The 25,440-nt window shown below is 65.3% G+C and carries 27 protein-coding genes; 24 read left to right on the top strand and 3 right to left on the bottom strand.

All coding sequences use genetic code 11. The features are described from left to right. Window positions 1-27: 27 nt before the first annotated feature. Entirely contained in the window at window positions 28-357 is a 330-nt protein-coding gene (locus LH19_RS05420) for a hypothetical protein (RefSeq protein WP_054725555.1), read from the bottom strand. Window positions 358-707: 350 nt separating this feature from the next. On the opposite strand from LH19_RS05420, the gene LH19_RS05425 reads away from it, so the two are divergent. Beyond that, window positions 708-1,169: a hypothetical protein gene (locus LH19_RS05425; protein WP_054725559.1), complete on the top strand. Its 462-nt coding sequence runs from the start codon at window positions 708-710 to the stop codon at window positions 1,167-1,169. A 45-nt stretch (window positions 1,170-1,214) separates the two neighbouring features. Then, window positions 1,215-1,448 (top strand): AlpA family phage regulatory protein, encoded by a 234-nt coding sequence (locus LH19_RS27785; protein ID WP_082395431.1) that lies wholly within the window; start codon window positions 1,215-1,217, stop codon window positions 1,446-1,448. A gap of 169 nt (window positions 1,449-1,617) precedes the next feature. On the opposite strand, the gene LH19_RS05430 is transcribed toward LH19_RS27785, so the two are convergent. Beyond that, window positions 1,618-2,529: a LysR family transcriptional regulator gene (locus tag LH19_RS05430; protein WP_054725563.1), complete on the bottom strand. Its 912-nt coding sequence runs from the start codon at window positions 2,527-2,529 to the stop codon at window positions 1,618-1,620. A gap of 157 nt (window positions 2,530-2,686) precedes the next feature. On the opposite strand from LH19_RS05430, the gene LH19_RS05435 reads away from it, so the two are divergent. The 22 genes from LH19_RS05435 (at window position 2,687) to LH19_RS05540 (ending at window position 24,414) form a co-directional block, all read left to right on the top strand. Further along, the gene (locus LH19_RS05435) at window positions 2,687-5,014 is read left to right on the top strand and encodes a TonB-dependent receptor (RefSeq protein WP_145923364.1); all 2,328 of its coding nucleotides are present in this window, start codon (window positions 2,687-2,689) and stop codon (window positions 5,012-5,014) included. Beyond that, window positions 5,004-6,380, top strand: a complete 1,377-nt coding sequence (locus LH19_RS05440) for a nucleobase:cation symporter-2 family protein (RefSeq protein ID WP_054725569.1) — start codon at window positions 5,004-5,006, stop codon at window positions 6,378-6,380. Before LH19_RS05435 ends, LH19_RS05440 begins: the two co-directional genes overlap by 11 nt. A gap of 1 nt (window position 6,381) precedes the next feature. Beyond that, the gene (locus LH19_RS05445; protein WP_054725572.1) at window positions 6,382-7,410 is read left to right on the top strand and encodes an isopenicillin N synthase family dioxygenase; all 1,029 of its coding nucleotides are present in this window, start codon (window positions 6,382-6,384) and stop codon (window positions 7,408-7,410) included. A 28-nt stretch (window positions 7,411-7,438) separates the two neighbouring features. Beyond that, window positions 7,439-8,422 (top strand): isopenicillin N synthase family dioxygenase, encoded by a 984-nt coding sequence (locus LH19_RS05450; protein ID WP_054725574.1) that lies wholly within the window; start codon window positions 7,439-7,441, stop codon window positions 8,420-8,422. An 11-nt stretch (window positions 8,423-8,433) separates the two neighbouring features. Then, window positions 8,434-8,826, top strand: coding sequence for a VOC family protein (locus tag LH19_RS05455; protein WP_054725580.1), 393 nt, complete (start codon window positions 8,434-8,436; stop codon window positions 8,824-8,826). After that, complete coding sequence (locus LH19_RS05460; protein ID WP_054725583.1) at window positions 8,823-9,902, top strand: Rieske 2Fe-2S domain-containing protein; 1,080 nt, start codon at window positions 8,823-8,825, stop codon at window positions 9,900-9,902. The genes LH19_RS05455 and LH19_RS05460 overlap by 4 nt, the downstream gene beginning before the upstream one ends. Window positions 9,903-10,110: 208 nt before the next feature. Further along, window positions 10,111-11,691 (top strand): gamma-glutamyltransferase family protein, encoded by a 1,581-nt coding sequence (locus tag LH19_RS05465; RefSeq protein ID WP_054725586.1) that lies wholly within the window; start codon window positions 10,111-10,113, stop codon window positions 11,689-11,691. After that, entirely contained in the window at window positions 11,685-12,941 is a 1,257-nt protein-coding gene (locus tag LH19_RS05470; RefSeq protein WP_054725589.1) for an allantoate amidohydrolase, read from the top strand. The genes LH19_RS05465 and LH19_RS05470 overlap by 7 nt, the downstream gene beginning before the upstream one ends. Continuing rightward, a complete protein-coding gene (locus LH19_RS05475; protein ID WP_054725592.1) occupies window positions 12,934-14,163 on the top strand; it encodes a pyridoxal-phosphate-dependent aminotransferase family protein in 1,230 nt (409 codons plus the stop codon). Before LH19_RS05470 ends, LH19_RS05475 begins: the two co-directional genes overlap by 8 nt. Continuing rightward, window positions 14,160-15,047, top strand: a complete 888-nt coding sequence (puuE, locus tag LH19_RS05480; protein WP_054725596.1) for an allantoinase PuuE — start codon at window positions 14,160-14,162, stop codon at window positions 15,045-15,047. The genes LH19_RS05475 and puuE overlap by 4 nt, the downstream gene beginning before the upstream one ends. Next, the gene (gene uraD, locus LH19_RS05485) at window positions 15,040-15,513 is read left to right on the top strand and encodes a 2-oxo-4-hydroxy-4-carboxy-5-ureidoimidazoline decarboxylase (RefSeq protein WP_054725600.1); all 474 of its coding nucleotides are present in this window, start codon (window positions 15,040-15,042) and stop codon (window positions 15,511-15,513) included. The genes puuE and uraD overlap by 8 nt, the downstream gene beginning before the upstream one ends. Then, window positions 15,510-16,922 (top strand): FAD/NAD(P)-binding protein, encoded by a 1,413-nt coding sequence (locus LH19_RS05490; protein WP_054725603.1) that lies wholly within the window; start codon window positions 15,510-15,512, stop codon window positions 16,920-16,922. The genes uraD and LH19_RS05490 overlap by 4 nt, the downstream gene beginning before the upstream one ends. Beyond that, window positions 16,919-17,248: a hydroxyisourate hydrolase gene (gene uraH / locus LH19_RS05495; RefSeq protein ID WP_054725606.1), complete on the top strand. Its 330-nt coding sequence runs from the start codon at window positions 16,919-16,921 to the stop codon at window positions 17,246-17,248. Before LH19_RS05490 ends, uraH begins: the two co-directional genes overlap by 4 nt. Before the next feature lie 50 nt (window positions 17,249-17,298). Continuing rightward, complete coding sequence (locus LH19_RS05500; RefSeq protein WP_054725608.1) at window positions 17,299-18,411, top strand: S-(hydroxymethyl)glutathione dehydrogenase/class III alcohol dehydrogenase; 1,113 nt, start codon at window positions 17,299-17,301, stop codon at window positions 18,409-18,411. 10 nt (window positions 18,412-18,421) lie between these two features. After that, a complete protein-coding gene (locus tag LH19_RS05505) occupies window positions 18,422-18,673 on the top strand; it encodes a hypothetical protein (protein ID WP_145923365.1) in 252 nt (83 codons plus the stop codon). Further along, window positions 18,666-19,556 carry an S-formylglutathione hydrolase gene (gene fghA / locus LH19_RS05510; protein WP_054725612.1) on the top strand — a complete coding sequence of 297 codons (891 nt, stop codon included), beginning with the start codon at window positions 18,666-18,668 and terminating at the stop codon, window positions 19,554-19,556. Before LH19_RS05505 ends, fghA begins: the two co-directional genes overlap by 8 nt. After that, window positions 19,553-19,984 (top strand): ketosteroid isomerase-related protein, encoded by a 432-nt coding sequence (locus LH19_RS05515; protein WP_054725615.1) that lies wholly within the window; start codon window positions 19,553-19,555, stop codon window positions 19,982-19,984. Before fghA ends, LH19_RS05515 begins: the two co-directional genes overlap by 4 nt. A gap of 3 nt (window positions 19,985-19,987) precedes the next feature. Continuing rightward, on the top strand, window positions 19,988-20,602 hold the full coding sequence (locus LH19_RS05520) for a GNAT family N-acetyltransferase (RefSeq protein WP_054725619.1): 615 nt from the start codon (window positions 19,988-19,990) through the stop codon (window positions 20,600-20,602). Next, window positions 20,602-21,669, top strand: a complete 1,068-nt coding sequence (locus tag LH19_RS05525; RefSeq protein WP_082395434.1) for a carbon-nitrogen hydrolase family protein — start codon at window positions 20,602-20,604, stop codon at window positions 21,667-21,669. Before LH19_RS05520 ends, LH19_RS05525 begins: the two co-directional genes overlap by 1 nt. After that, on the top strand, window positions 21,666-23,021 hold the full coding sequence (locus LH19_RS05530; protein ID WP_082395435.1) for an AtzE family amidohydrolase: 1,356 nt from the start codon (window positions 21,666-21,668) through the stop codon (window positions 23,019-23,021). The genes LH19_RS05525 and LH19_RS05530 overlap by 4 nt, the downstream gene beginning before the upstream one ends. Beyond that, window positions 23,018-23,398, top strand: coding sequence for an oxalurate catabolism protein HpxZ (hpxZ, locus tag LH19_RS05535; protein WP_054725622.1), 381 nt, complete (start codon window positions 23,018-23,020; stop codon window positions 23,396-23,398). The genes LH19_RS05530 and hpxZ overlap by 4 nt, the downstream gene beginning before the upstream one ends. Further along, entirely contained in the window at window positions 23,395-24,414 is a 1,020-nt protein-coding gene (locus LH19_RS05540; RefSeq protein WP_201258422.1) for a bile acid:sodium symporter family protein, read from the top strand. Before hpxZ ends, LH19_RS05540 begins: the two co-directional genes overlap by 4 nt. Here the strand turns inward: LH19_RS05540 and LH19_RS05545 are convergent. Further along, window positions 24,402-25,328, bottom strand: coding sequence for a LysR family transcriptional regulator (locus LH19_RS05545; protein WP_054725625.1), 927 nt, complete (start codon window positions 25,326-25,328; stop codon window positions 24,402-24,404). The genes LH19_RS05540 and LH19_RS05545 overlap by 13 nt on opposite strands. Between the last annotated feature and the right edge of the window lie 112 nt (window positions 25,329-25,440).

Below are 25,440 nucleotides of genomic sequence, written 5' to 3' on the forward strand. Positions count from 1 at the left end.
GGCGCCGCCGCCTTCCCGTCCGACCGCTCAGATAACCGCGGTCACGACCGAGGTGACGATCGGAACACCCGTGCCGACGCCGATGCCGACGCCCACCGGAACGGCGACCTGGCCGAGCGAAAAGCGTCCGGATGCCAGACCGATCAGGCCACCGGCGAGGCTGAGGACCGTGATGATCTTGCCGCCCGAGCCTTCCAGAAAATCCGTGAATTTGGTGAGGGCAGGGGTGAAGGTCGTATCCGCGCCAGCGTAGGCGGCGCTCGCCGCAAGCGCCGCGACTGCGACCGGGATGGCAATGTTGAGGGTCTTGCCGAGACCCTTGACGCTGGCGCGCCGGGGGAGGGTGAGAGACTGCATGTGAAGCTCCGGTTGGAGGGGTGGTCACAGCGTTCTTGCGTTCGCTGTGTGTTCCACATGCATCTAGGAAATGATCGTAGGAAAGGGTTGGCATCCGATCCGCTTTGGCGACGGATGGATGCGGACACAGTTTTCAGTGCTCGTCGGTCTTCAACAGCGATGATGGCGATAATATGGGGTTTTTATGTCGAAGATCGCCGCCGCATGCGCCGTGATCCGCCGACGACTCGGGCAGAGGAACTGATTCGCCTTTAAACGAGATGTTCCATCTCTGTTCTTTTTATTTTCCTACATGGGATGTTTCGCGTTATGCCTGCGAGTCGCACCAGTGCAGAAGCTAGGAGACAACCATGTACCATCCAACTGCCGCCGCCAGACCGGCCAATGAAAGCCTGGCTCGGGTGCTCGCCCATGCGATCGATGCAGCAGGCAAGCCCCGCCACAGGATCGCCAATGAATGTGGGATGCATCGCGAGACCCTGCTTCGCGTTGCGCGTGGTGAGCGGCCCATCGGGCTCGACGAAGCAGCGCGTGTGCTTGCCGCCTGTGGAGCTCACCCGCGAGCCAGCATGATCCTCGCTCTCGCCGGTCAGGAAGATCTCGCTTGCGAGTGGATGCATGGCGAGATGGGCGAGTTTCTCGAAGAATTCTTCACCAGCCTGCCCGTCCATCTTCAGCGGACCCTTGGCCGCCGGATCGAGGATCTGAGGCCCCGCTGGGCGGGCGGCACGGCCCAGCTCGTGGCGCGAATGCTTGCCAAGCACATCGATGATTTCGCCAATCGGGACATCACGATGTCTATGCCCCGGTAAGCCTGAAAGTTCGGAGGGGACCGAACTTTACGAATGAGACCCGCAATGCCGAATTCAATACAAGATGAAACGCACGTCCCTCAACTGGCCGAAGCACTTCCGCCGGCCCGGCTTCTTAGACTGCCGGAAGTGATGGCCCGTGTCGGGCTACGTCGTTCAGCCATCTATCAGCGGATGAGCGAAGGGCGATTCCCGAGGTCGCGATCGCTGGGGCCCAAATGTGCAGTTTGGGTCGAGGCGGAAATCGAGGAGTGGATTCGTGCGGTATCGCGAGTTTAGAACTCATGACGCTGTGATCTATTCGGCTAGGATTCCTCGCGCTAAGCTGTGTCAATGGTTTACTGTTCGCCGTCGCAATGGTTGGGACGTGAACAGACAACTCGCTTTACGGCAGACGGCCACTCGTAGACCCTGAATTCCCGTTTCGATCTGCTAATAGAAGCGAACATCAAATAACGGGCACCCCATGCTCATCCATCGTCTGCGATAAGTGTTGGATTAACAATGACGCTGGTACCGATAGCGTCCGCCCGGCAGCGCTGACAATGGACAGCGTCGACAGGTCGACGCGTTCGTCGGAGAGCGGCAGGAACACCAGCGCCCCCGCGTCAATTTCGCTGATGGCGTCGAAGGCAGTCAGCCAGCCGACCCCCACGCCGCGGATGGTAAGCGATTTGATCAGGCCGATGCTGTTGGCTTCCACGATCGCCCGCGGAGAGCCGCCGACATGCCGTCCCCAGGCCGTGTCCAGGACACGGCGAAGTGAAAGACTATCGCTGGGAATGATCAGCGGATAGCTCGCACATTCGCTAAGGGAGATTTCCTGTCGGCCTGCCAGCTCGTGTGCGGGCGGGACGATGACCCCCAGCCGATAGATCATCGTGCGATCGAGCCGGATGGTGGGGTTGTCGGGCGGGTTGAAGGTAATGCCAACATCGATGTCGCCAGACAGTACATTATCGATCACGCCCTGCGCTCCGAACACCTCCATGCGGAACTGGATGGCGGGATAGCGCCGTTGAAACATCGCGATGGCCAGGGCGGTGAATTCGGTCGCGCCCTCGACCAAGCCCATGGCCACGCTGCCGCGGCGCAGCCCGACCAGATTGTCAATCTCCGAGCGGATCCGCTGCAGGTCACGGCGCCAGCGCCTGACCCCGTCGATCAGCAGTTCGCCCGCCGCCGTCATCTTCATGCCGGTGGGGGTCCGCTCGAACAGCTGGGTGCCCAGCTCTTCCTCGAGTTGGATGATCTGTCGGTCCACCGCCGATGGTGCGATGTGGAGTACGTCGGCCGCCCGCCGCAGGGCACCTCGCCGGGCGACTTCATCAAAATATAGGGCGGCTCGGCCAAGTAACATCGCAGATTCTCCAGGTGATCACATTTTGCGAACAGTGAGTGCTGTATTCTGATATGGATTAGGTCGCAGCGCAATGGCACACAGATTGGAGAGCAAAAAACGAGAGGAGAAAACAATTTGGGCGGTCAGGAGGCCGTCCTGGCACGGGGAAAGACACATGGTTTCGATGCGGCACAAAGCGCGGTTTCTGGCAGGGGCGATGATCCCGGTGTTCCTGGGGCTCAGCCAGACGGCGCATGCCGCGGAGGCGGCGGAAAGTCTGGCTACCGCGGACGCCGCGACGGTCGATGTGGGGGCAGCCGAGGCCGATGCGGGCGAGGAAATCATCGTTACCGGTGAAAAGCAGGAAACCACTCTCCAGCGCGCTCCTCTCGCCATCACAGCGATTGGTGCAGACAGGCTGGCGCAATCAAACGTAACCCAACTCATCGACATGAACGGCTTCGTGCCCGGCCTTACGGTAGCGAACAGCGGCAGTTTCGTCCGTGTGGTTTCGATCCGCGGGGTGGGTTACGAGGCATCGGACAACCTCAGCGCCCAGCCTGGCACCTCGTTCCACATCGACGGAGTCTATGTGGTCAGCCCTTATGCGCTGCAGCAGGATTTCCTCGACCTCAAGCGCGTCGAAGTGCTGCGCGGGCCGCAGGGCACGGTCTTCGGGCAAAGCGCCACCGGCGGAATCATCAACGCCATTACCGAGAAGCCCGATATGGCGAAGTTTAGTGGATCGGTGCAGCTCGAACTGGGCAACTACGATCTCGTACGCGGCACCGCCACTCTGAACGTACCGCTGACCGATACCCTCGCGATCCGCGGCACGGTCCAACGCTACTATCACAAGGGCTTTGCGGTCCAGACGGGCTTGGCGCCCAGCTACGGCCGTTACGGCCTCGACGATGCCGATCGACTCTCGACCAAGCTTTCGCTGCTGTGGGAGCCGAGCGACAGCTTCTCGGCCCAGCTTACTGCGCAGTACTTCACTGCAGACGAAAACGGCGCAGCACAGAAGCATGTGGCTGATCCCGATCCCGATCCGCGCCGGATCTCGCAGGACTATCCGAACAAGTACCAGCTCGACTTCTTCCTGGCCTATGCCGACCTGCGCTACGACTTGGGTTTCGGCACGCTGAAGTCGCTGACCTCGTACCAGAGGACCCGCAACCACAACCAGATCGACGTGGACCGGCTGAACTACGCCTCGCTCGGCGCCTATGACGTGCAGCCGTACTGGGACAACGGAGTCGATGCCTTCAGCCAGGAATTCAACCTGACATCGAATGGCAACGGGCCGCTCAGCTACATCATAGGCACCTATTTCCTCTACCAGAACCTCAAGCAGGATATCCTGGAATACAAAGGAACCGATGTTTCGCCGACCTTCAACCTCATCCTGCCGCTGACCTTCGCCAACTATCCCTACAACCTGGATTATGCGTTGAATTCCCGGCAGAAGCGCTACAGCTACGCCGCCTTCGCCCAAGGCAAGTACCAGTTCGCCGACCGGCTCAGCGCGACGATCGGCCTGCGCTTCAACCATGACAAGTTCAAGAGCAGTAACAGCACGCTGTTCGACATCTTCGGGCCGACCGTGTTCGCCGAGACCAGCGAGAGCGCGCTGACCGGCAAGGCCGAACTCGACTTTGAGCTGAGCGACCGCAACATGGTCTACGTCAGCGTGTCGCGCGGCTACAAGCCAGGCGGGGTCAGCAACAACAGCACGCCGCTGCTGGTGCCGCTGACCTACAAGTCGGAACACGTCTGGTCCTACGAACTCGGCGCCAAGAACCGCTTCGCCGATGGGCGCGTCACGCTGAACGCGGCGGCCTTCTTCTACGACTACAAGAACCTCCAGTACCAGATGGAGGATCCGGTGCCCTACCAGGGCGGCGTCTCCAACGTGCCGAAGACCCGCATCTGGGGCGCCGAGGCCGAGGCGGTGGTCCAGGTCACCGACAACCTGAAGCTCGACGGCAACGTCACATACCTCGGCGGCAAGCTGGTTGGGGACTACATCACGCTTGACCCGTCGCGCGCCCATGCCGCCACCGTCGCGGCGGCGGCACTCGGTTACGGTCCGTTCGATGCCTATACGATCAACCTGCGCGCCCAGCAGACCCGCAACACCAACGGCAACCTGCCGCCCAAGTTGCCCAAGTGGCAGGGTTCGATTGGGGCGACCCACACGCTCGAACTCGGCTCGCTGGGAACGCTCCGCTCGCGCGCCGAACTGATCTATCGTGGCAAGTTCCAGTACCGCATCTTCAACGACGGCGCGCGCGATGTGGTGCCGAGCTATACTCAGGTGAACGCCAATTTCGCGCTGACCCCGCACGACAGCAAGCTGACCATCGGCCTGACCCTGACGAACCTGTTCGACAATGCCGGGGTGGCGTCGCGCTATTCCAATCCGTTCGGCAGCTTTACGACCAGCGACATGTACATCCCGCCCCGCCAGGTCATCGCTTCGGTGAAATATGACTTCTGAGACGGCCTATCCCCATCCGGTGGATGCCGTTCCACCGGCCGGGGCGCTCGGCGCGCTGGCACTCCAGCACGTGCTGACTATGTATGCCGGGGCGATCACGGTTCCGCTGATCGTCGCTTCGGCGCTTAAGCTTCCGCCCGAGCACGCGGCCTATCTCGTCAGCGCCGATCTCTTCGCCTGCGGCCTGGTGACGCTGCTGCAGTGCCTGGGTGCAGGCCCTTTCGGGATCCGCCTGCCAATCATGATGGGCGTGACCTTCGTGGGCGTGATGCCTGCGATCGCGATCGCCGGCCAGCCCGGGCTGGGCCTGCAGGGCGTCTACGGTGCGGCGATCGCCGCCGGCCTGATCGTCATTCCGCTGGTGTCGTTCGTCGGCCGGTTACGCTCGGTACTGACCCCGACAGTGACGGGCACGGCGATGCTGCTGATCGGGCTCTCGCTGATGGGCGTGGCGATCGATTGGGCCGCCGGCGGGCAAGACGCGGTGGACTACGGATCGCCGGCCAACCTGCTGCTCGCCGGCATCACCGTGGCGACGATCCTGCTGGTCACCCGGTTTGCCGCCAGCTTCCTGCAGAACTGCGCGATCCTGATCGGGATGGCCGTAGGCTATGCCCTGGCGATCGCGCTTGGTATCGTCGATTTCGCCGCCGTGGGGACCGCGCCCGCGTTGCAACTGGTCACGCCGTTCCACTTCGGCCTGCCGATTTTCGATCTCGCCGCGATAGCTTCGATGGTCATCGTCCTGCTGATCACGCTCGTCGAATCAAGCGGCATGCTGATGATGCTGGGCGATGCCGTCGGACGGCCGGTCTCGACCCGCGACCTTTCGCGCGGACTGAGGGCCGACGGCATGGGCGCGGTGATCGGCGGTCTGTTCAACAGCTTTCCCTATACCTCCTACGCCCAAAATATCGCGCTGGTGAGCATGACCGGGGTGCGCAGCCGCTTCGTCTGCGTCGGCGCCGCTGCGATTCTGCTGGGCCTCGCGCTGTTCCCCAAGCTCTCGGCGCTGGTCGCGGCCATGCCGCCAAGCGTTCTGGGCGGTGCAGCGCTGGTGCTGTTCGGCATGGTCGCCGCCTCGGGCATCCGCTCGCTGGCCACCACCGGGCTGGACTCCTCGCGTGAGAACGTCATGATCGTCGCGGTAAGCCTGGGGGTCGGCCTGATCCCAACCATGTCGGACAGGTTCTTCGCCGAGGCGCCGGTGGTGCTGGCCCCGTTCCTGCACAGCGGCGTGCTGCTGGGGATCGTGACCGCGATCGCGCTCAACCTGCTCCTGCGTCCCAGCAAGGCGGCGGCGCGCGAACCATCCATCGACAACACCACACTTTCGACGGCGTCGCCCGTCCATACAGGAGGATAGCATGAAGTTCGCGGGCAGCGTGGTTCCCGTCATCGACCTCACCAAGGCGCGGACGGGAAGCGAAGCGGAAAAGCAGCAGGTCGCCGATGAAGTCGGCGCGGCGGCGCGCAGCATCGGGTTTCTAGTCGTCTCCGGCCACGGCGTGCCGCAGCCGGTGATCGACGCGGCGACGGAGGCTTCGCGCAGCCTGTTCGACCTGCCTGCGGCTGACAAGGCCAAGTATCGTTCGCCCGACCCGGCAATCTACCGGGGCTATTTCGGGATCGAGACCGGCAACCTCGCCAGCACGATCGGCGAGGACGGGGCTAAGCCCGATCACCGCGAATACTACAACGTTGGCCGGTTCGATCTCGACCCAGCGGACCCCTATTTCACCACGCCAACCGCGCGGCGGATCTTCCAGGAGAACATCTGGCCAGATGCCCATGTGCCCGCGTTCAAGCCGGCGATCATCGACTATTACCGCGAGATGGCCGGCCTAGCCGAACTGCTGATGGAACTATGCGCGCGCGCGCTGCACCTGCCCGCCGACTGGTTCGCCGATAAGATCGACAAGCACATCACGAACCTGGTCGTCAGCAACTATCCCGACCAGCCCGAGGAACTCGAGGTCGGTCAGCTCCGGGCTGGCGCGCACACCGACTACGGCGGGCTGACCATCCTCAAGACCGAAGACAAGCCCGGCGGGCTGGAAGTGCTGACTGCCGACGGGCGCTGGGAACCCGTGCCGATCGTGCCTGGCGCCTTCATCATCAACCTGGGCGACCTGATGGCGCAGTGGACCAACGACGAATGGGTCTCGACGATGCATCGCGTGGTCAATCCGCCGCGCGCGCAGGGGGTGGGCAGCCGCCGTCAGTCGCTCGTGTTTTTCCACCAGCCCAACTACGACGCGGTGATCGAATGCATCCCGACCTGCGCGGTTGGCCAGGCGGCGAAATACGCGCCGACCACCTCGATCGAGCATCTGGATATGAAGATGAACCAGATGAACGACACCCCCAAGTTCAAGGAGACCCAGGCCGCGTGATGTCGCGCTGCCTGCAGGAGGATCGCCCATGATCGTGTACACCCCGCCCAAACCCGCCACGACAATCCCGGTCATCGACCTGGCCCCTAGCTTTTCCGACGACCCGGCGCTCAAGCGGGCCGTGGCCTGGGAAATCCACAAGAGCGCCCGCGACACCGGGTTCTTCTACATCGCTAATCACGGCGTCGCGCAGGAGTTGATGGACGGGCAACTCGCGCTTGCGCGCGACTTCTTCAGCCTGCCGCTGGCCGAGAAGCTGGCGGTCGATGCGCGCAAGTCGGCCTGCATGCGCGGCTACGAGGTTCCCGGCATCCAGACGCTCGACGACGGCTCACCGCCCGATCTCAAGGAAGGCTTTCTGATCGGTTGCGATCTGGACGACGATCATCCCTATGTCCGCGATGGCGTGCCGAACTGCGGCGCGAACCAGTGGCCTAGCAAGCCAGACGGTTTCCGCAGGCGCTATGAAGCCTACATGGACGAGATGTTCCGCGTTGGCCGACACCTGATGGGCCTGATCGCGCTGTCGCTCGACCTGCCGGAGACCTACTTTGCCGATGGTCTGGCCGAGCCGCTCTTCAACAGCCGGCTGCTACGCTATGCGCCTCAGCCCGAAACGGCTGCGTTCAACCAGATCGGCGCAGGAGCCCATACCGACTGGGGCATGATCACGATCCTGTTGCAGGACGACGTCGGCGGGCTCGAGGTGGAAAACGCCGCGGGCGAATGGATCGCTGCCCCGGCGATTCCGGGCACGTTCGTCATCAACCTGGGTGAGATGGTCCGAGTGCTGACAAATGGGCTCTACCACGCGAACATGCACCGCGTGCTCAATAACCACAGCGGTCGCGACCGCTTCTCGGTGCCGACCTTCTTCGACCCGAACTACTTCTACGAGGTGCGCTGCGCGCCGACCTGCCTGCCGGCGGGCGGCAAGCCCGACTTCCAGGAAACCACTGTCGGCGGCCACATCGCCGAAATGTATCGCAAGACCTACGGCCTCGCCGCGTGAAGGATTAACCGATGCCAGCCCTGACCTATACCAACATCTTCACCGCCGACATCGACCGCATGGCCGAATTCTATGGGGAGTTGTTCGGCTTTGAGGAGAACCTCGTCAGCCGCACGCCGATCTTCCGCGCCTTCTTCGCCGGGGGGACCGGGCTGGGCTTCAACGCGCCCGACGCCTACGACCTGCTTGGCCTGACCCCACAGGAAACGCCGGGCGACCGCGTGTTCCAGACCTTCGACGTCGAATCCCAGGACGAAGTCCGCGCCCTGACCGACAAGGCGCGCGATCTGGGGGCGACGATTGTGAAGGAGCCGTTCACTACCTATTACGGCTGGTATCAGTCGGTGTTGCGCGATCCCGATGGCAATGCGCTGCGCATCAACTTCCGGGGGACCCCGGAATGAGCGAGACGATTTCCCTGCTGGCGGAGCGGACCGACGAACCGTCGGCCGTCGCACCGCCCCGACCGTTCGTCCGTCGGCCGCGCGACTGCACCTATGCCGAAGGCGACTGGGAAGTCCTCTCGCGGTTCTGGTTCCCGATCGCCCGCGTCAAGGATCTGGCCGACAAGCCTGTGCGATCGGTCCTGCTCGACGTGAATCTGGTGGTCTATCGGACAACTCAAGGCATCAGTGTCGCGCGCGACCTGTGCCCGCATCGCGGTGTGCCGCTGAGCATGGGGTGGGTCGAGAACGACGAACTGGTTTGCCCCTATCACGGCCTCCGTTTCGCCAACGACGGGCGCTGTGTGCGGATTCCTGCGCAGCCCAACGTCGTGCCCTCCGATCGCTTCCGGGCGACCACCCTGCCGGCGACCGAGCTCTACGGACTGGTCTGGACCTGTCTCGATCCCGACAATGCGCAAGGCGGGATTCCCGATTTTCCCGAATGGGATGATGCCCATTTCCAGGCGATCCTGTGCCCGCCGGTGGCGATGGAAGCTTCGCCGGGCCGCCAAGTCGAAGGCTTCATCGACGTCGCCCACTTCGCCTGGATACACCACGAGGCCTTCGCCGACCGCGAGAACCCTGTGGTGCCGGTCTACCAAACAAAATCGACCGACTACGGCTTCCGCAGCACATACATCAGCGGGATCAGCAACTTTCCCAAGGCGCTGCAGCACCTCGAGCCTGAAGGCTTCGTCTGGCGCCGTGTCTTCGATGTCCACCCGCCCTATACCGCTTTTCTGACAGTGGACTTTCCCGAGGGCGGCGTGCTGCGGATCATGAACATCGCTACGCCTGTCTCGGCGCGGCGGACTACGCTCTACGTGCCGCTGGTCCGCAATTTCGACATGACGGGCTCGGTTGACGATGTCTACGCCTTCAACGCTCAGATCTTCGCCGAGGATCAGGCTATCGTTGAGGCGCAGTCGCCCGAGGATCTGCCGCTTGAACTCGACGACGAGGCGCATTTCGCGGCCGACCGATCCTCGGTCGCCTATCGTAAGGCGCTGCGGGAGCTTGGCCTGACGGGCTGAAGTCTCGCCCTGCGAACGGCCCTGGCCGGCGGGAACCCCTTCCAGGGGCTTCCGCCGGCCTTTTTTGTTTCGGGGGCTTGATCAGCCACGATCCTGTACAGTCGGGGTGTCCGCAAAACGGCATCACTATGGTCTATAAAATATTCTTTTTGCGAGCGAGGATCATCGGCAGACATGGCCAGACGCCACCTATGCGAGAACTTCCCGAATGATGCACTCACTGCGCTGCTACAAGGGGATCACGACCTCGCCACATCACTTGGCCAGCCAGGCCGGCAGCGACGTGCTCAAGGATGGCGGCACCGCGGTGGAGGCCTGCGTCGCCATCGCCGCGGCCTTGGCGGCAGTCTATCCGCACATGACGGGCATCGGTGGCGATGGCTTCTGGCTGATCCACGAGCCCGACGGCAGGGTTCACGCGATCGACGCCTGCGGCGGCGCGGCGGCCAAGGCTAACCTCGGGCTCTATGCAGGAATGAGCGAAATCCCCTGGCGCGGACCGCTGTCGGCCAACACGGTCGCCGGCACGATCTCCGGCTGGAAGCGCGCTCTGGCCGACGATGCCGGCACGCTTGCGCTGGACCGGCTGTTGCGCGACGCAATCGACCTCGCGGAAGCAGGCGTCGCCGTCACCTGCGGCGGGGCCGAGCTCGCCGCGGCCAAGCACGCTGAATTGGTCGATCAGCCCGGCGCCTATGCCGCGACTTTCGCCCCCGCAGGCCGCCCGCTGCGCGAGGGCGAGTTGCTGCGCCAGCCCGCGCTGGCGAGGACGCTGCGGGCACTGGCTGAGAACGGCCTGCAGGATTTCTACGAGGGCAAGTTGGCGCGTTCGATCGCCCAGGATCTGGCGAAGCTGGGTAGTCCGGTCAGCGAAGACGATCTGGCGCATCATGCGGCGACCAAGCCCGATCCGCTGACGATCGCGGTCAAGGATGCGTGCCTGTTCAACACCGCCCCGCCGACCCAGGGACTGGCTTCTTTACTGATCCTCGCGCTGTTCGACCGGCTCGGTGTAAGCGAAGGCGAAGGCTTCGCCCACTTGCACGGCCTGATCGAAGCGACCAAGCAGGCGTTCATTGTGCGCGACCGCCATGTTGGCGATCTGGCCTACATGCCCGTCGCGCCGCAGGCTATCCTCGACGATACCGCCGGGCTCGACGCGATGACTGCGGCGATCGACCGCGAGCGGGCCCTTGCCTGGCCCCAAGATGCGGCGCTGGGCGATACGACGTGGTTCGGGGCAGCCGATGGGCGCGGCCAGGTGGTGAGCTGCATCCAGTCGACCTATTTCGAATTCGGTTCTGGCCTCGTACTACCCGAAACCGGGATTACCTGGCAGAATCGCGGCTCCAGCTTCTGCCTGGCGGACGAGGGCTGGAACGCCCTGAAACCGGGGCGCAAGCCGTTCCATACGCTCAACCCCGCGCTGGCCCGGTTCGACGATGGCCGGGTCATGGCCTATGGCACGATGGGCGGCGAAGGCCAGCCGCAGACCCAGGCAGCCGTGTTCAGCCGCTATGCCTGGTTCGGGGTGCCGCTGCAGGAGGCCATCACCCGGCCGCGCTGGCTGCTGGGCCGCACCTGGGGCGAGACGAGCACCACGCTCAAGCTCGAACGTCGCATCGACGACACCGTGCTCGCCGCGCTGCGCGACGCTGGCCACGATGTCGAAGTCCTGGGCGCCTTTACGTCGACCATGGGGCATGCCGGGGCGATTGTCCGGCATCCGGATGGTTTGCTGGAAGGCGCGACCGATCCGCGCTCGGACGGCGGGGTCGGCACGTGGTAGGCGGGATTCGTGCGGTCGAGCGCTGCGACGCGCTTGGACATGCTCCCTACAGCGACATGGCGGGCGGGCTTCACCGCGGTTACCTGACACCCGCCTATGCCGCCTCGCAGCAGTCCGTGGCCAGCTGGATGGCCGAGGCCGGGATGACGGTGCGGATCGACGTGGCGGGCAATTTGGTTGGCCGTTACGAAGGAACTGCCTCCGGTCCGGCGCTGATCATCGGCAGTCACCTCGACAGCGTGCGCGATGCCGGCCGCTATGACGGTCCGCTGGGGATTATGCTGGGGATCGAGTGCGTCGCAGCGTTGCACGCGGCGGGTAGGCGACCTTCATTTCCTATCGAGGTCTATGCCTTTGGCGACGAGGAGGGATCGCGCTTCCCCCTGGCGATGCTAGCCAGCCGGGCGGTTGCGGGCACCTTGGGCGATATTGCGCACGAGCCGGTCGATGCGCAGGGGGTAAGCTTCTTCCAGGCGCTGCGCGACTATGGCGCCAGAGCAGGCGTGCCCGTCGCGGCCAGTTTCGGCGAATACGCGGCGGCGCGTCACGAGGGTGCTTTCGCCTATTTCGAGGCCCATATCGAACAGGGGCCGGCGCTTGAGACAGCGGGGCTGCCCGTGGGAAACGTGACGGCGATTGCGGCGCAGAAGCGCTACGCGATCCAGCTAACCGGCCGTGCGGGTCATGCCGGGACGACTGCCATGGGGCTGCGCCGCGATGCGCTGGCCGCCGCTGCCGAGATGATGCTCGCGACCGAGGCGCTGGCCCTGTCCGCGGGCGGCGAGCATGTCGCCACCGTGGGAACGATCGCCGCTGCGCCCGGCGCCGCCAACGTCATCCCCGGAGTGGTCCGCTTCACGCTCGACGTGCGCGCCGCGACCGACGCGGGTTGCGCGGGTCTGGCAGCGGCGCTGCTCGACCGGTTCGATGCGATCGCCGCGCAACGCGGGATCAAACTGGCTGCCGACCTCCTGCACGAATTGCCTGCGAGCCCCTCCGATCCCGCGCTGATGGACCTGCTGGATCAGGCGATCGGGGCCGAGGGTGTGCCCATCCGCCGGCTCATGTCGGGCGCGGGGCATGATGCGATGATCCTGTCGGCGCTATGCCCCACGGCCATGCTGTTCATCCGATGCGCGGATGGGATCAGCCACAACCCTGCCGAACGCGTGGCCGTGTCCGACGTCGAAGTTGCGGCGCGAGTCATGCTGCGCTTCATCGAAAACCTGGAAGGACTCCGCAATGCATGATTTCTTTGGCGAGATTGACCCGCCGCAGCGCCTGCTGATGGGACCCGGTCCGGTCAACGCCCACCCGCGCGTGCTCCGCGCGATGTCGGCCGATCTACTTGGGCAGTTCGATCCCGAAATGACCGGCTACATGAACGAGGTCATGGCGCTCTACCGACCGATCTTCGGCACGGACAACCGCTGGACATTCCTTGTCAACGGCACGGCCCGGGCCGGGATCGAGGCAGCACTGGTCAGCTTGGTCTCGCCCGGCGACGTCGTTCTGGTCGTGAACTTCGGGCGCTTCGGTCTGCTCCTGACGGAAATTCTCGGGCGGATCGGCGCGCGGATCGAAACCGTCGAGGCCCCCTGGGGCGAGGTGGTGCCGCTGGATGCGATCGCTGCCGCTATCCAGCGCACCGCGCCGCGTCTGGTCGCGACAATCCACGGCGACACCTCGACCACGATGGCCCAGCCGCTGGGCGGCCTCGGCGCGCTGTGCCGCGATGCCGGCGCCTTGCTCTATGTCGATGCCACGGCGACGATCGGCGGGATGGAACTCTCGGTCGATGCATGGGGGGCGGACATCGTCACCGGCGGCCTGCAGAAGTGCCTGGGAGGTTCTTCCGGATCGGCGCCGATCACGATCTCGGACCGCGCCGCCGAGCACATAGGCCGCCGCCGGCATGTCGAACTCGGGCTGCGGACCGATGAGTTCAGCGACGGAGATGGTCTGGTCATCGGGTCGAACTATTTCGATCTGGGCATGATCATGGATTACTGGTCGGAAAAGCGCCTCAACCACCACACCGAGGCGACGACCATGCTCTACGGCGCGCGCGAATGCGCCCGGATCATGCTGCAGGAAGGCCTCGCCGCGCGCTATGCCCGGCACAGTGCCGCCGGGCGGGCGATGGCGGCCGGGCTCGGCGCGCTAGGCCTGACGCTGTTCGGCGACGAACGCCACCGAATGACCAGTGTCACCGCGGCGTTCATTCCCGATGAAGTCGATGGCGAGACCGTCCGCCGCCGCTTGCGTGAGGACTTCGAGATCGAGATCGGCACCGCCTTCGGTCCGCTTGCCGGCAAGGTCTGGCGCTTCGGCGCGATGGGGTACAACGCGCGCAAGCACAAGGTTCTGATTACGCTGGGCGCTTTGGAGGCCGTTCTGCGCGCCGAAGGCTTTGCCTGCCCGCCGGGCGAGGCCGTCGCCTCCGCGCTGGCCGCGTGGGACGCCGTATGACGGCGCGCGATCTGATCGGCTACGGCGAGACGCCGCCCCCCGCCTTCTGGCCGGGCGGCGCGCGGATCGCGGTGCAGTTCGTCGTGAACTACCAGGAAGGCGCGGAGAACTCCGTCCTCAACGGGGATCGCGGTTCGGAGGCGTTCCTGTCCGAGATGGTTGGCGCTGCGAGCCATCCGGCGAGGGCGATGGCGATGGAAAGCCTTTACGAATACGGCAGCCGTGCTGGATTCTGGCGGCTGCACCGCCTGTTCACCGAGCGGCGGGCGCCGGTGACCGTGTTCGGCGTAGCCGCTGCGCTCGAGATGAACCCCGCCGCAACCGAGGCCATGCTGCGCTCAGATTGGGAGATTGCGAGCCACGGCTATCGCTGGATCGACTACCAGGCCGTGCCCGAGGAGATCGAACGCGAGCACATCGCCCGCGCAGTCGAAATCCATACGCGGGTCACGGGGGAGCGGCCGCTCGGCTGGTATCAGGGCCGCACCTCGCCCAACACGGCGCGGCTGGTCGTAGAAGAGGGCGGCTTTGTCTACGACGCCGATTCCTATGCCGATGACGTGCCGTACTACGATGTGCGCCACGGTCGGCCGCAACTGATCGTGCCCTATACGCTCGACGCCAACGATATGAAGATGGTCGCGTTCAACGGCTTCACCGAGGGCGAGCAGTTATTCCGCTACCTGCGCGACACCTTTGAATGCCTGCGTGCCGAGGGCGGTCGGATGATGTCGATCGGGCTGCACGGTCGGATTGCTGGGAAGCCGGCACGCGCCGCAGCGGTCGCCCGCTTCGTCGATCACGTCCTCGCCGCCGGCGACGCATGGATCGCGCGGCGGATCGACATCGCCCGGCACTGGCTGGAGGCCCACCCCCATGACTGATGCGGCTACTGCCTTCGTCGCCCGCTACGGCGAACTGTTCGAGCATTCGCCCTGGGTGGTTGAGCGTGCGGCGCGGCGCCTGCCGCTGGCCGATCTTCACGCGGGCTTGATGGAGGTGGTGCGGGCGGCCACGACCGACGAGCAACTGGCGCTGATCCGCGCGCACCCCGAACTCGCGGGCAAGGCCGCGATCGACGGAACGCTGACTAGCGCCTCGGCCGCCGAGCAGGCCTCGGCCGGGCTCGACCGCCTGAACCCGGACGAGTTCGCGCGGTTCCACGATCTCAATCGCCGCTACACCGAGAAATTCGCCTTCCCTTTCATCATCTGCGTTCGGCTTACCAACAAGGCCGGCATCCTGGCGGCGATGGCGTCGCGGCTGGAGAACGACCGGCCGACCGAATTCGCCGCCGCCATCGCGCAGATCGGCGAGATCGTAAGGCTTAGGCTGGAGGACATGGCATGACCCTGGCGCAGCACGAAGAACGGGTGAGGCACGATCTCGAGTGCCTCGGGCTGGGTGGCCCGGCCTGGACGCGCACCGTCCCGCATGACGATGAACATGTTTACGACGTGATCGTGGTGGGCGGCGGACAGAGTGGCCTCGGCGCGGCCTTCGGTCTGCTGCGTGAGCGGGTGGGCAACATCCTGGTGCTGGACGAGAACCCGGAAGGATATGAAGGCCCATGGGCGACCTATGCTCGCATGGTCACTCTGCGGACCCCGAAGCACCTGACCTCAATTGATTACGGAATCCCCTCGCTGACCTTCCGGGCCTATTGGGAGGCGCTCCACGGGCCCGCAGGCTGGGCGGCGCTCGACAAGATCCCGCGCGGCGACTGGATGGAATACCTGCGCTGGTATCGCCGAGTGCTGAACCTGCCTGTGCGCAACGGCAGCAAGGTCGAACTGGTCGAGCCCGTCGCGCCCGGCCTTTTCCGGCTTCACCTGGCGGGGGGCGACTCGCTGCTTTCGCGCAAGGTCGTCCTCGCCACCGGGATTCAGGGCGGCGGGCGGTGGCAGACGCCGAAGATGGTCGAGTCGCTGCCGCGTACTCGCTATGCCCATACATCCGAAGCGATCGACTTTGCGGCGCTCGCGGGGCGGCGGATCGCGGTTCTTGGCGGTGGAGCCTCGGCCTTCGACAATGCGCAGCATGCGCTGTCCCTGGGCGCCGGATCGGTCGATGTCTTCGTAAGGCGCAAGGAGCTGGCCGCGGTCAATCCGATCCGCTTCATGGAACAGTCTGGCCTGATCCCCCGCTTTCCGGCGCTGGGTGACGAAATGAAGTACCGTTTCATGCGGAGCTTCTTCGACCGCAACCAGCCGCCGACCAACGACACCTTCTCCCGCGCGGCAAGCTATCCTGGCTTTCGCCTGCACTTGGGCGCGCCGTGGCTTGGCGTGACAGAGACTGCCGACGGGGTACGGGTCACCACCCCGCAGGGTGAGGAGACCTTCGATTTCCTGATCCTGTCGACCGGGTTGGTCACCGATCCGGCCTTGCGGCCCGAGCTGGCCCTGGTTGCCGACCGCATCCTGCGCTGGGCAGACCGCCTGGCTGGCGAGGCGGAGGAGCGCAGCCCGGTGCTCGACGCGCATCCCTATCTCGGTGCGGGTTTCGAACTGCTCGGGCGGACCGCGGAAGACGAGCGGGTGCTTCACGGTCTGTTCGCATTCAACTATTCGGGCCTGATCAACTTCGGCCTCTCGGCCTCCGCGATCTCGGGCCTCAAGCATGCTTTGCCTCGCCTCGCGGCCGGCGTTGCGGACCAGCTGTTTCTCGACGATCAGGACAGGATCGTCGCCGACTATCTGGCCTATGACGAACCCGAATTCGTCGCCGGCCAGGAACCCTGGAAGCACGTCGCGTGAGCCTGTCCACCCATGTCTTGGACACCGCTCACGGGCGTCCCGCCGCCGGTCTCGCGCTGACGCTTGTCGCGGGGAAACAAACCTTGTTCAGCGGCACGACGGACGCCGATGGCCGGTGCCCGGCCTTGCGCGACCTCGCATTGGATGCCGGAACCTATCGCTTGAGCTTCGCGGTAGCCGACTACTTCCGCAGGCAGGGGATTGCGTTGCCCGATCCGCCGTTCCTCGACGTCGTCTCGATCGATTTCGGGATAGACGGACATGCACACTACCACGTGCCGCTGCTGGTTTCGCCATTTTCCTATTCGACCTATCGGGGAAGCTGAGGCCACCAGGCCAGGCCGATCCTCACAGCCCTTACTGACGGAGAATACCGATGAAGACCCGCGCCGCAGTCGCCTTTGAAGCGAAAAAGCCCTTAGAGATCGTCGAACTCGATCTGGAAGGCCCCAAGGCGGGCGAGGTGCTGGTCGAGATTATGGCGACCGGCATCTGCCATACCGACGCCTATACGCTCGACGGTTTCGACAGCGAGGGAATCTTCCCGAGCATCTTGGGCCACGAAGGCGCGGGGATCGTGCGCGAGGTTGGCACCGGTGTCACCTCGGTGAAGCCGGGCGATCACGTGATACCGCTCTACACCCCGGAATGCCGCCAGTGTAAGTCGTGCCTGTCGGGCAAGACCAACCTCTGCACCGCAATCCGCGCGACCCAGGGCCAGGGACTGATGCCCGACGGCACAACCCGATTCAGCTACAAGGGCCAGCCAGTATATCACTACATGGGTTGCTCGACCTTCTCGAACTTCACCGTCCTGCCCGAGATCGCGGTAGCCAAGATCCGCGTGGACGCGCCATTCGACAAGAGTTGCTACGTTGGCTGCGGGGTAACCACGGGCGTCGGCGCGGTGATCAACACGGCCAAGGTGACACCGGGCAGCAACGTGATCGTCTTCGGCCTGGGGGGCATTGGCCTCAACGTGCTGCAGGGCGCACGGCTGGTCGGCGCGGACAGGATCATCGGCGTGGACATCAACCCCGAGCGCGAGGAATGGGGTCGCCGCTTCGGCATGACCCAGTTCTACAACCCCAAGGGCAAGACCACGGCGGAAGTTGTCGCCGATCTGGTCGCGCTGACCGACGGCGGGGCCGACTACACATTCGACTGCACCGGCAACACCGAGGTCATGCGCCAGGCCCTGGAAGCCTGCCACCGCGGCTGGGGCGTATCGACCGTGATCGGCGTGGCCGAGGCGGGCAAAGAGATCTCGACGCGGCCGTTCCAGCTGGTCACCGGCCGGGTCTGGCAGGGCAGCGCCTTCGGCGGGGCCAAGGGGCGCACCGATGTGCCCAAGATCGTCGACTGGTACATGAACGGCAAGATCGAGATCGATCCGATGATCACCCATGTCCTGACGCTGGAGGAAATCAACAAGGGCTTCGATCTGATGCACGCGGGCGAATCGATTCGCTCCGTCGTGGTTTTCTGAGGGCGGTCCCATGCAAGAGCGCCAAGAATACAGCGCGGCAGGCGGCATCGCGCGCGCCAAACTGGCCAGCGGCACCATCGACGAGATGGCCCGGCGCCTGCGCGCCCATACCCGTGACTGCGTGACAGAGACCTACGGGATTAGCCTCAACACCTGGCAGAAGCTGCGCAAGGGCGAGCCGGTCCGCGCCTCGGTGGTCGAACGCCTGGCCGAGCGGCTCCAGGCCGAGGGCATCGCCAATCCGGAGACGATCCTTGTCTGAACAGGCGGTCCTCGAGCAACCCCAGGTCGAGCGTGTCTCGGCCCACCGCAGTCACGGTGGAACCCAGGGCGTCTATCGCCACAGCTCGGTCGCGACCGGCACCGACATGACCTTCTCGGTTTTCGTGCCGGACTTCACGCCGGGCGCGAAGCTGCCGGTCGTCTATTATCTGTCCGGGCTGACCTGTACCCACGCCAACGTTACCGAGAAGGGCGGGTTCCGCCGCGCCTGCGCCGAACTCGGGCTGATCCTGGTCGCTCCCGACACCAGTCCGCGCGGGGAAGGTGTTCCCGACGATCCCGCGGCGGCCTATGACTTTGGGCTGGGCGCAGGGTTCTACGTCGATGCGACCGAGGCGCCCTATGCCGCGAACTATCGCATGTGGACCTACGTCACCGAGGAACTGCCCGCCCTGATCGCGGCGAACTTCCCCGTCGACATGATGCGGCAGTCGATCATGGGCCATTCGATGGGCGGACACGGCGCGCTGACCATCGGGCTTAGCTTTCCTCAGCGGTTCAAGGCGATATCCGCCTTCTCGCCGATCGTGGCACCTAGCCTGGTGCCCTGGGGGCATAAGGCTTTCAGCGGCTATTTCGGCACCGACGCCAGCGCTTGGCGACGACACGATGCTGTCGCCCTGATCGAGGATGGGGCGCGGGTGCCCGGATTGCTCGTCGATCAGGGGGCGGCGGACGAATTCCTTGAGACGCAGCTGCGTCCTGATCTGCTGGCCGCGGCGTGCGATTCCGCCGGCATCGATCTGGAGCTGAACCTGCGCGCCGGATACGATCACAGCTATTATTTTATCTCGACCTTTATGGCTGCCCACCTGCGCTGGCACGCCGAGCGGCTGAACCGACCGTCGGCGGGCCAGGCATGACGCGCCCAGAGCCCGCTGTGCCGAACCAAGCCGCCGAGATCCTGCGCGCCTACTACGATGCGTTCAATCGTCAAGACACGGCAGGCATGCTCGCTTTGCTGGACGATGCGGTGGTGCACGAGCCAAGCCAGGGCATCCCGCGCGAAGGCATCGCCCGGTTTCGCGAGTTTCTCGAACACATGAACCGGTCGTACCGGGAGACCGTGATCGACCCGGTGATCATGACATCTCCGGACGGCTCGCGGGCTGCGGCGGAGTTCATGCTTGAGGGGCAATACCTGGTCACCGACGAAGGCCTTCCGCCCGCGAACCGCCAGGCCTATCGCCTGCGCGTCGGCGCCTTCTTCGAACTTCGGGATAACTGGATCACTCGGGTCAGCAACCATTACAACATGGCGGACTGGATCCGTCAGGTCGAGGCTGCCTGAGCGATGGATGCCCTGGCGGAACGGCGGGCATTACGGGGCGAAGTGGTCGTCGAGGCCGCAGCGCGCGATCTCGAGACCCTGCAGGTCCTGGCCGCGCTGCGGATGGCAGTGTTTCGCGACTGGCCCTATCTCTACAACGGCAATCCAGTGGACGAGGCGGCCTATCTCGCCGAGTTCCTGAGCGATCCCGCCGCGGTGATGATCGTCGCGCGGCACGATGGCCGGGCGGTCGGCGCGGCGACCGCGTCGCGGCTTGCGCGGCAGCCCGCTGCGCTGTCCGAGCCGCTCGTCCGCGCGGGCTTTGCGGCGGACGACACGTTCTATTTCGGCGAGTCCGTTTTGCTCGGGGACTATCGTGGGCGCGGCATCGGCCACGCCTTCTTCGACCTGCGCGAGGCGGCGGCCCGCGCTGCCGGGGCGACTGCCTGCACCTTCTGCGCGGTCGTGCGCGGCGAACGCCACCCGCTGCGGCCCGAGAACGCGCGCGACTTGGCGTCGTTCTGGCGCAAGCGCGGCTATGCGTCGCTGGACGGCGTGACCACGGCGATGGACTGGAAGGACCGCGACAGGCCGATCAGCACCTTCCACCAAATGCAATTCTGGGCGCGGCGGCTGTGATGGCGGAAGGGATCACCCAGGACCGGATCAGGATCGCCGCCGCGCAATATCCGATCGAACTACTCCCCAGTTTTGAGGCCTGGGAGGCCAAGCTGGCGCGCTGGGTCGAGGAGGCAGTGGTAAGGGGAGCGGATTGCCTGGTCTTTCCCGAATATGCGGCGATGGAACTGGCCGGGACCGATCCCGCCGCCGCCGGCGATCTCGCGGCGTCGCTCGAACTCGTCATCGCGCTGGGCGAAGCATACGATGCCGCCTGCCGGGCGCTCGCGGTGAAGCACGGGATCGTGCTGCTAGGTGGAAGCCGGCCGTTCCGGCGCGACGACGGGATCGTCGTCAACCGGGCCAGGCTGCATACCCCGGACGGCGGCGGTGGCTACCAGGACAAGATCGTCATGACGCGGTTCGAACGCGAACTGTGGGGCGTCAGCGGCGGCGATACGATCCAGGTGATCGATACACCGGCAGGGTTGGTGGGGATCGCGATCTGCTTCGATGTCGAGTTCCCGCTCATCGCCCGTGCCCAGGCCGAAGCGGGAGCGCGGCTGATCCTGGCGCCGTCGGCAACCGACACGATGCAGGGCTTCTGGCGGGTCCGCATCGGGGCGCAGGCCCGCGCGCTGGAGAACCAGTGCTTCGTGGTCCAGGCCTCGACAGTGGGGCTGGCGGACTGGCTCCCCGCGCTGGACGAGAACCAAGGTGCGGCCGGGGTCTTCTGCCCGCCCGACGGCAACACTCCCCACGACGGCGTCGTTGCCAGCGGCGAGCCTTCGCAGCCTGGCTGGACCTACGCCGATATCGACCTCGGCGAAGTGGCGGCGTGGCGTTCGCGTGGGAGCGTGCTCAACTTCGCGCAGTGGCCCGAGCAGGCGGTTGCGGTGCCGCCGCGCCATGCCGCTGCGCCCGTGGGGCAGGTTTTCGTCGCGCTCGCCCAATCCGATGCGCGCCTGGCCGACGAAGTGGCGGCGCGGATCGGCATCACCTTGCCGGAGCCCTGCGTGCCGGGCGTCGCGGCGAACGCGCGGCTGCTGCAGGTCCATACAGATACGTTGAGGGGCCCTGTCCGATGATCGGCAAGTTTGCGGGAATGGGCGTTCTGGAGACCGCCGCGGCGGTCGCGGCGCGGCGTGTGTCGGCGATCGCCCTGGCCGAGGCGGCGCTTGCCCGGATCGAAGCGCTGAACCCGCGGATCAACGCGGTCACCCGCACGCTGCGCGATCGTGCGCTACGCGAGGCGGCGGCGGTCGATGCGAGGCTGGCGGCGCGGGAAGATCCCGGTCCGCTTGCGGGCGTGCCCTATGGGGTGAAGGATCTGTTCGATGTCGCCGGACTGGCGACGACGGCGGGGGCAGGGCGGCTGGCCGAGGCCGAGCCCGCAGGGGAAGACTCTGCGGCCATCGCACGACTGAGCGCAGCCGGGGCCGTGCTCGTGGCGACGCTCAACATGGACGAATTCGCTTATGGCTTTGTCACCGACAATGCGCGGTGGGGCCAGACCCGCAACCCGCACGATCCCAGCCGGTTCGCCGGCGGTTCGTCGGGCGGGTCGGCGGCGGCGGTGGCGGCGGGCCTCGTCCCATTCGCGCTGGGTTCCGACACCAATGGTTCGATCCGCATCCCGGCCAGCCTTTGCGGGATCTACGGCAACAAGCCGACCCACGGCTCACTGCCGATGGCCGGGGTCTATCCTTTCGTCCACACGCTCGATGACATCGGCGCCTTCGCCCGCTCGGCGGCCGATCTCGGTGCGGTCGACGCGGTGCTGCGAGGAGGTGCGCGCACGCCCGGCAGGCCGCTGGGTCGGCCCGCGCTGCTCGACGGGTGGTTCCAGGCCGACCTGGCCCCAGGCATGACCGCTGCGCTGGCCGCCCTGTCGGCGGGCCTTGGCGGCCTGCCGATGGTCGAACTGCCCGGGGTCGCGCGCGCGCGATCGGCGGCATTTCTGATCACTGCCTACGAGGGCGGGACCTTGCACCTCGCCGCATTGGCCGAAGACGCCCTGTCCTACGATCCCGCCACCCGTGACCGGCTGTTGGCTGGCGCGGCGCTGCCGGAGGAGCTGTACCGTGATGCGCTGGCCTTTCGAACCGTGTTCGGCGCGGCAATCCAGGCGGCGTTTCGCAACCACGACGTCCTGATCGCCCCGGCCACCTACGGCCCGGCGCCGCGTATTGCAGATCCCTTCATCACGATCGCGGGCAAGCCCCAACCGGCCCGCGCCAACCTGGGGCTCTACACCCAGCCGATCAGCTTCCTCGGTCTGCCGGTCGTGACCGCGCCGCTGGCCGTCGACGGCTTGCCGATGGGCGTCCAGCTCATTGCTTCCAAGGGACGCGACGCGGAACTGCTTGCCTATGCCGCCATGCTCGAAGCGCAGGGCCTGACGCGGAGCCACCCCATTCTCCTGGAGACAGCCGCATGACCATCGACGATCCTCTCGTGCTAGCCGAGGTGCAAGCGCAGTTCGATGCGTACGAACGCGCGCTCATGGCTGACGACCTGCCCGCGCTCGACGCCCTGTTTCACGATGGCGCTAGCACGGTGCGCTACGGGGTGGGCGAAGTGCTATACGGAATCGACGAGATCCGGGCGTTTCGCATGGGCCGCGGCGGCTCGCCGCAGCGTCGGCTGGGGCGCGTCGCGATCTCCGCCTTCGGGCCGGACCATGCACTGACCCACGCGGAGTTCTTTCGCGCCGACAGCGAGCGTCGCGGCCGCCAGACCCAGGTCTGGGTGCGGTTTCCGGAGGGATGGAAGATAGTATCTGCGCACGTATCGCTCGAAGGAAGTACATCATGAAGGCGCTGCTCGCCCGTCTCAACATCGATACCTATATCCTCCTGTTGTTGGGGATGGTCGCGCTGGCATCGGTGTTGCCGGTGCGGGGCGGGGCGTCGGTAGTCGCCGGGCTCCTCGCCGATGCCGGCATCGTGGTGCTCTTTTTCATGCACGGTGCCCGGCTGTCGCGGCAAGCGGTGCTGGACGGCGCGCGCCACTGGCGGCTCCATGCCGCGGTCGCGGCCATGACATACGTGGTGTTTCCGGTCCTTGGCCTGGCGGTCGGTTTGTTGCCGTTCCTCGATAGCTCAGTGGCGATGGGCATCCTGTTCCTGACGCTGCTGCCTTCAACGGTGCAATCGTCGATCGCCTTCACCGCGATGGCACGGGGCAATGTCGCGGCTGCGGTTTGCAGTGCGTCGTTCTCCAACCTGGCGGGCATCTTCATCACCCCCATTCTGGTGGCGGTTCTGATCACAGGCAAGCAGGGCGAGTCTTCGACCGAGGCGGTCGCGACGATCGCGTTCCAGTTGCTCCTGCCCTTCGTTGCTGGACACTTGCTGCGCCCGGTGATCGGAGCCTGGATCGCGCGCCAGAAGCAGCTGATGATGATGGTGGACCGCGGTTCGATCCTGTTGGTCGTCTACACCGCCTTCAGCGCGGCCGTTGTCCAGGGGTTGTGGAGCAGGATCTCGTCGGTCGACCTTGCGACCATCCTCGCTGTCTCTGCGGTCCTCCTCGCTCTGGTCTTGTCGCTGACCGCAGTGCTCGGCCGCTGGCTGGGTTTCAGCCGCGAAGACAGGATCGTCCTGCAGTTCTGCGGCTCGAAGAAAAGCTTGGCCTCGGGCGTGCCGATGGCAGGCGTGCTGTTTGCGACGCCGCAAGTCGGCGCGGTGATCCTGCCGTTGATGTTCTTCCACCAGTTGCAACTGATGGTCTGTGCCGTCCTAGCGCGCCGTTATGGTGTCGAAGCCGACCGCGTAAAGGCAGATGCCGCTGGTGTCGGAGTCGAAGCCTTCCGCGGTCAGGCGGTCTGAGCGCCGCCTGCCAGCTCAGTCATCGCAGTGGAGCAGAGTTCGATCAGGGCATGGGCCGCGATCGGCGGATTACGCTGCGAGCGCACATAGATGCCGAGATCGGCCGGCAGCGCGGCGGGCTTCGAGATCGGGATGTGGACCAGTTCGCCCTTCGCGATCTCCTTCTCGATGCCGATCCGGGTCTGGAACGAAATGCCCAATCCGCGCAACGTCAACTGTTTGGCCAGCTCGACCGAACTTGTCTCAACCGCCCCGGTCGGCAACTTGCCCAGGACCCGGTGCAATTGCTGGCGGATCGAGAGGTCGGACTTCGGCAGGATTAGCTGGTGCGACAGGCAGGTGGCGAGCGACAGCGTGGGCTGCTTGGCGAGCGGATGATCCGGCCGCATTGTCGCGCCCAGATGGAAGCGCGAGAGCGCCATCTGTGTGAGATCGGCGGTCCGATCCATCCCGAAGGCGATGCCCAGGTCGACATCTCCGTTGATCACGGCCTCGGGGATCAGCGATGAACCCAAGACGCTTACCCCCACGGTGATGCGCGGGTGGAGTTCGCGCAGCCGCGTCAAAACCTTCGGCAGAAGATCGGAGGTGAGCGCTTCGACCGTGGCGATCTCGACATGGCCAGAGCGCAGTCCCCGCATGGCCTCCAACTCGGAACGAATTCGTTCGGCGTCCTGGAGCACTTCGATCGCGTGGCGGGCGAAGGCCGCGCCCGCATGGGTCAGCTTGAGCCCGCCGGGCAGACGATCGAACAGGGGAGTATCAAGCTCCGCCTCGAGCTTCAGCAGCTGCCGGTTCACCGCTGATGAGGCGACGTTGAGCCGCCGCGCCGCCTCCCGGATCGACCCGGCACGCCTGATAGCATCGAAATAGACGATCATCGGGGCGTGGAAGCGGTGGGCGCGGTTCGACATGGCCAAATGTTCCGCGATGTGGCGGCTAAGGTCAACGTCCTAATTCCGGCATCATGCGTATCGAGAAATTGCGCTATTTGCGGACGCCTGCCCGGCCCATGATGCACGAAAC

Origin of the sequence: Sphingopyxis macrogoltabida, assembly GCF_001314325.1 — a bacterium.
Taxonomy (GTDB): domain Bacteria; phylum Pseudomonadota; class Alphaproteobacteria; order Sphingomonadales; family Sphingomonadaceae; genus Sphingopyxis; species Sphingopyxis macrogoltabida.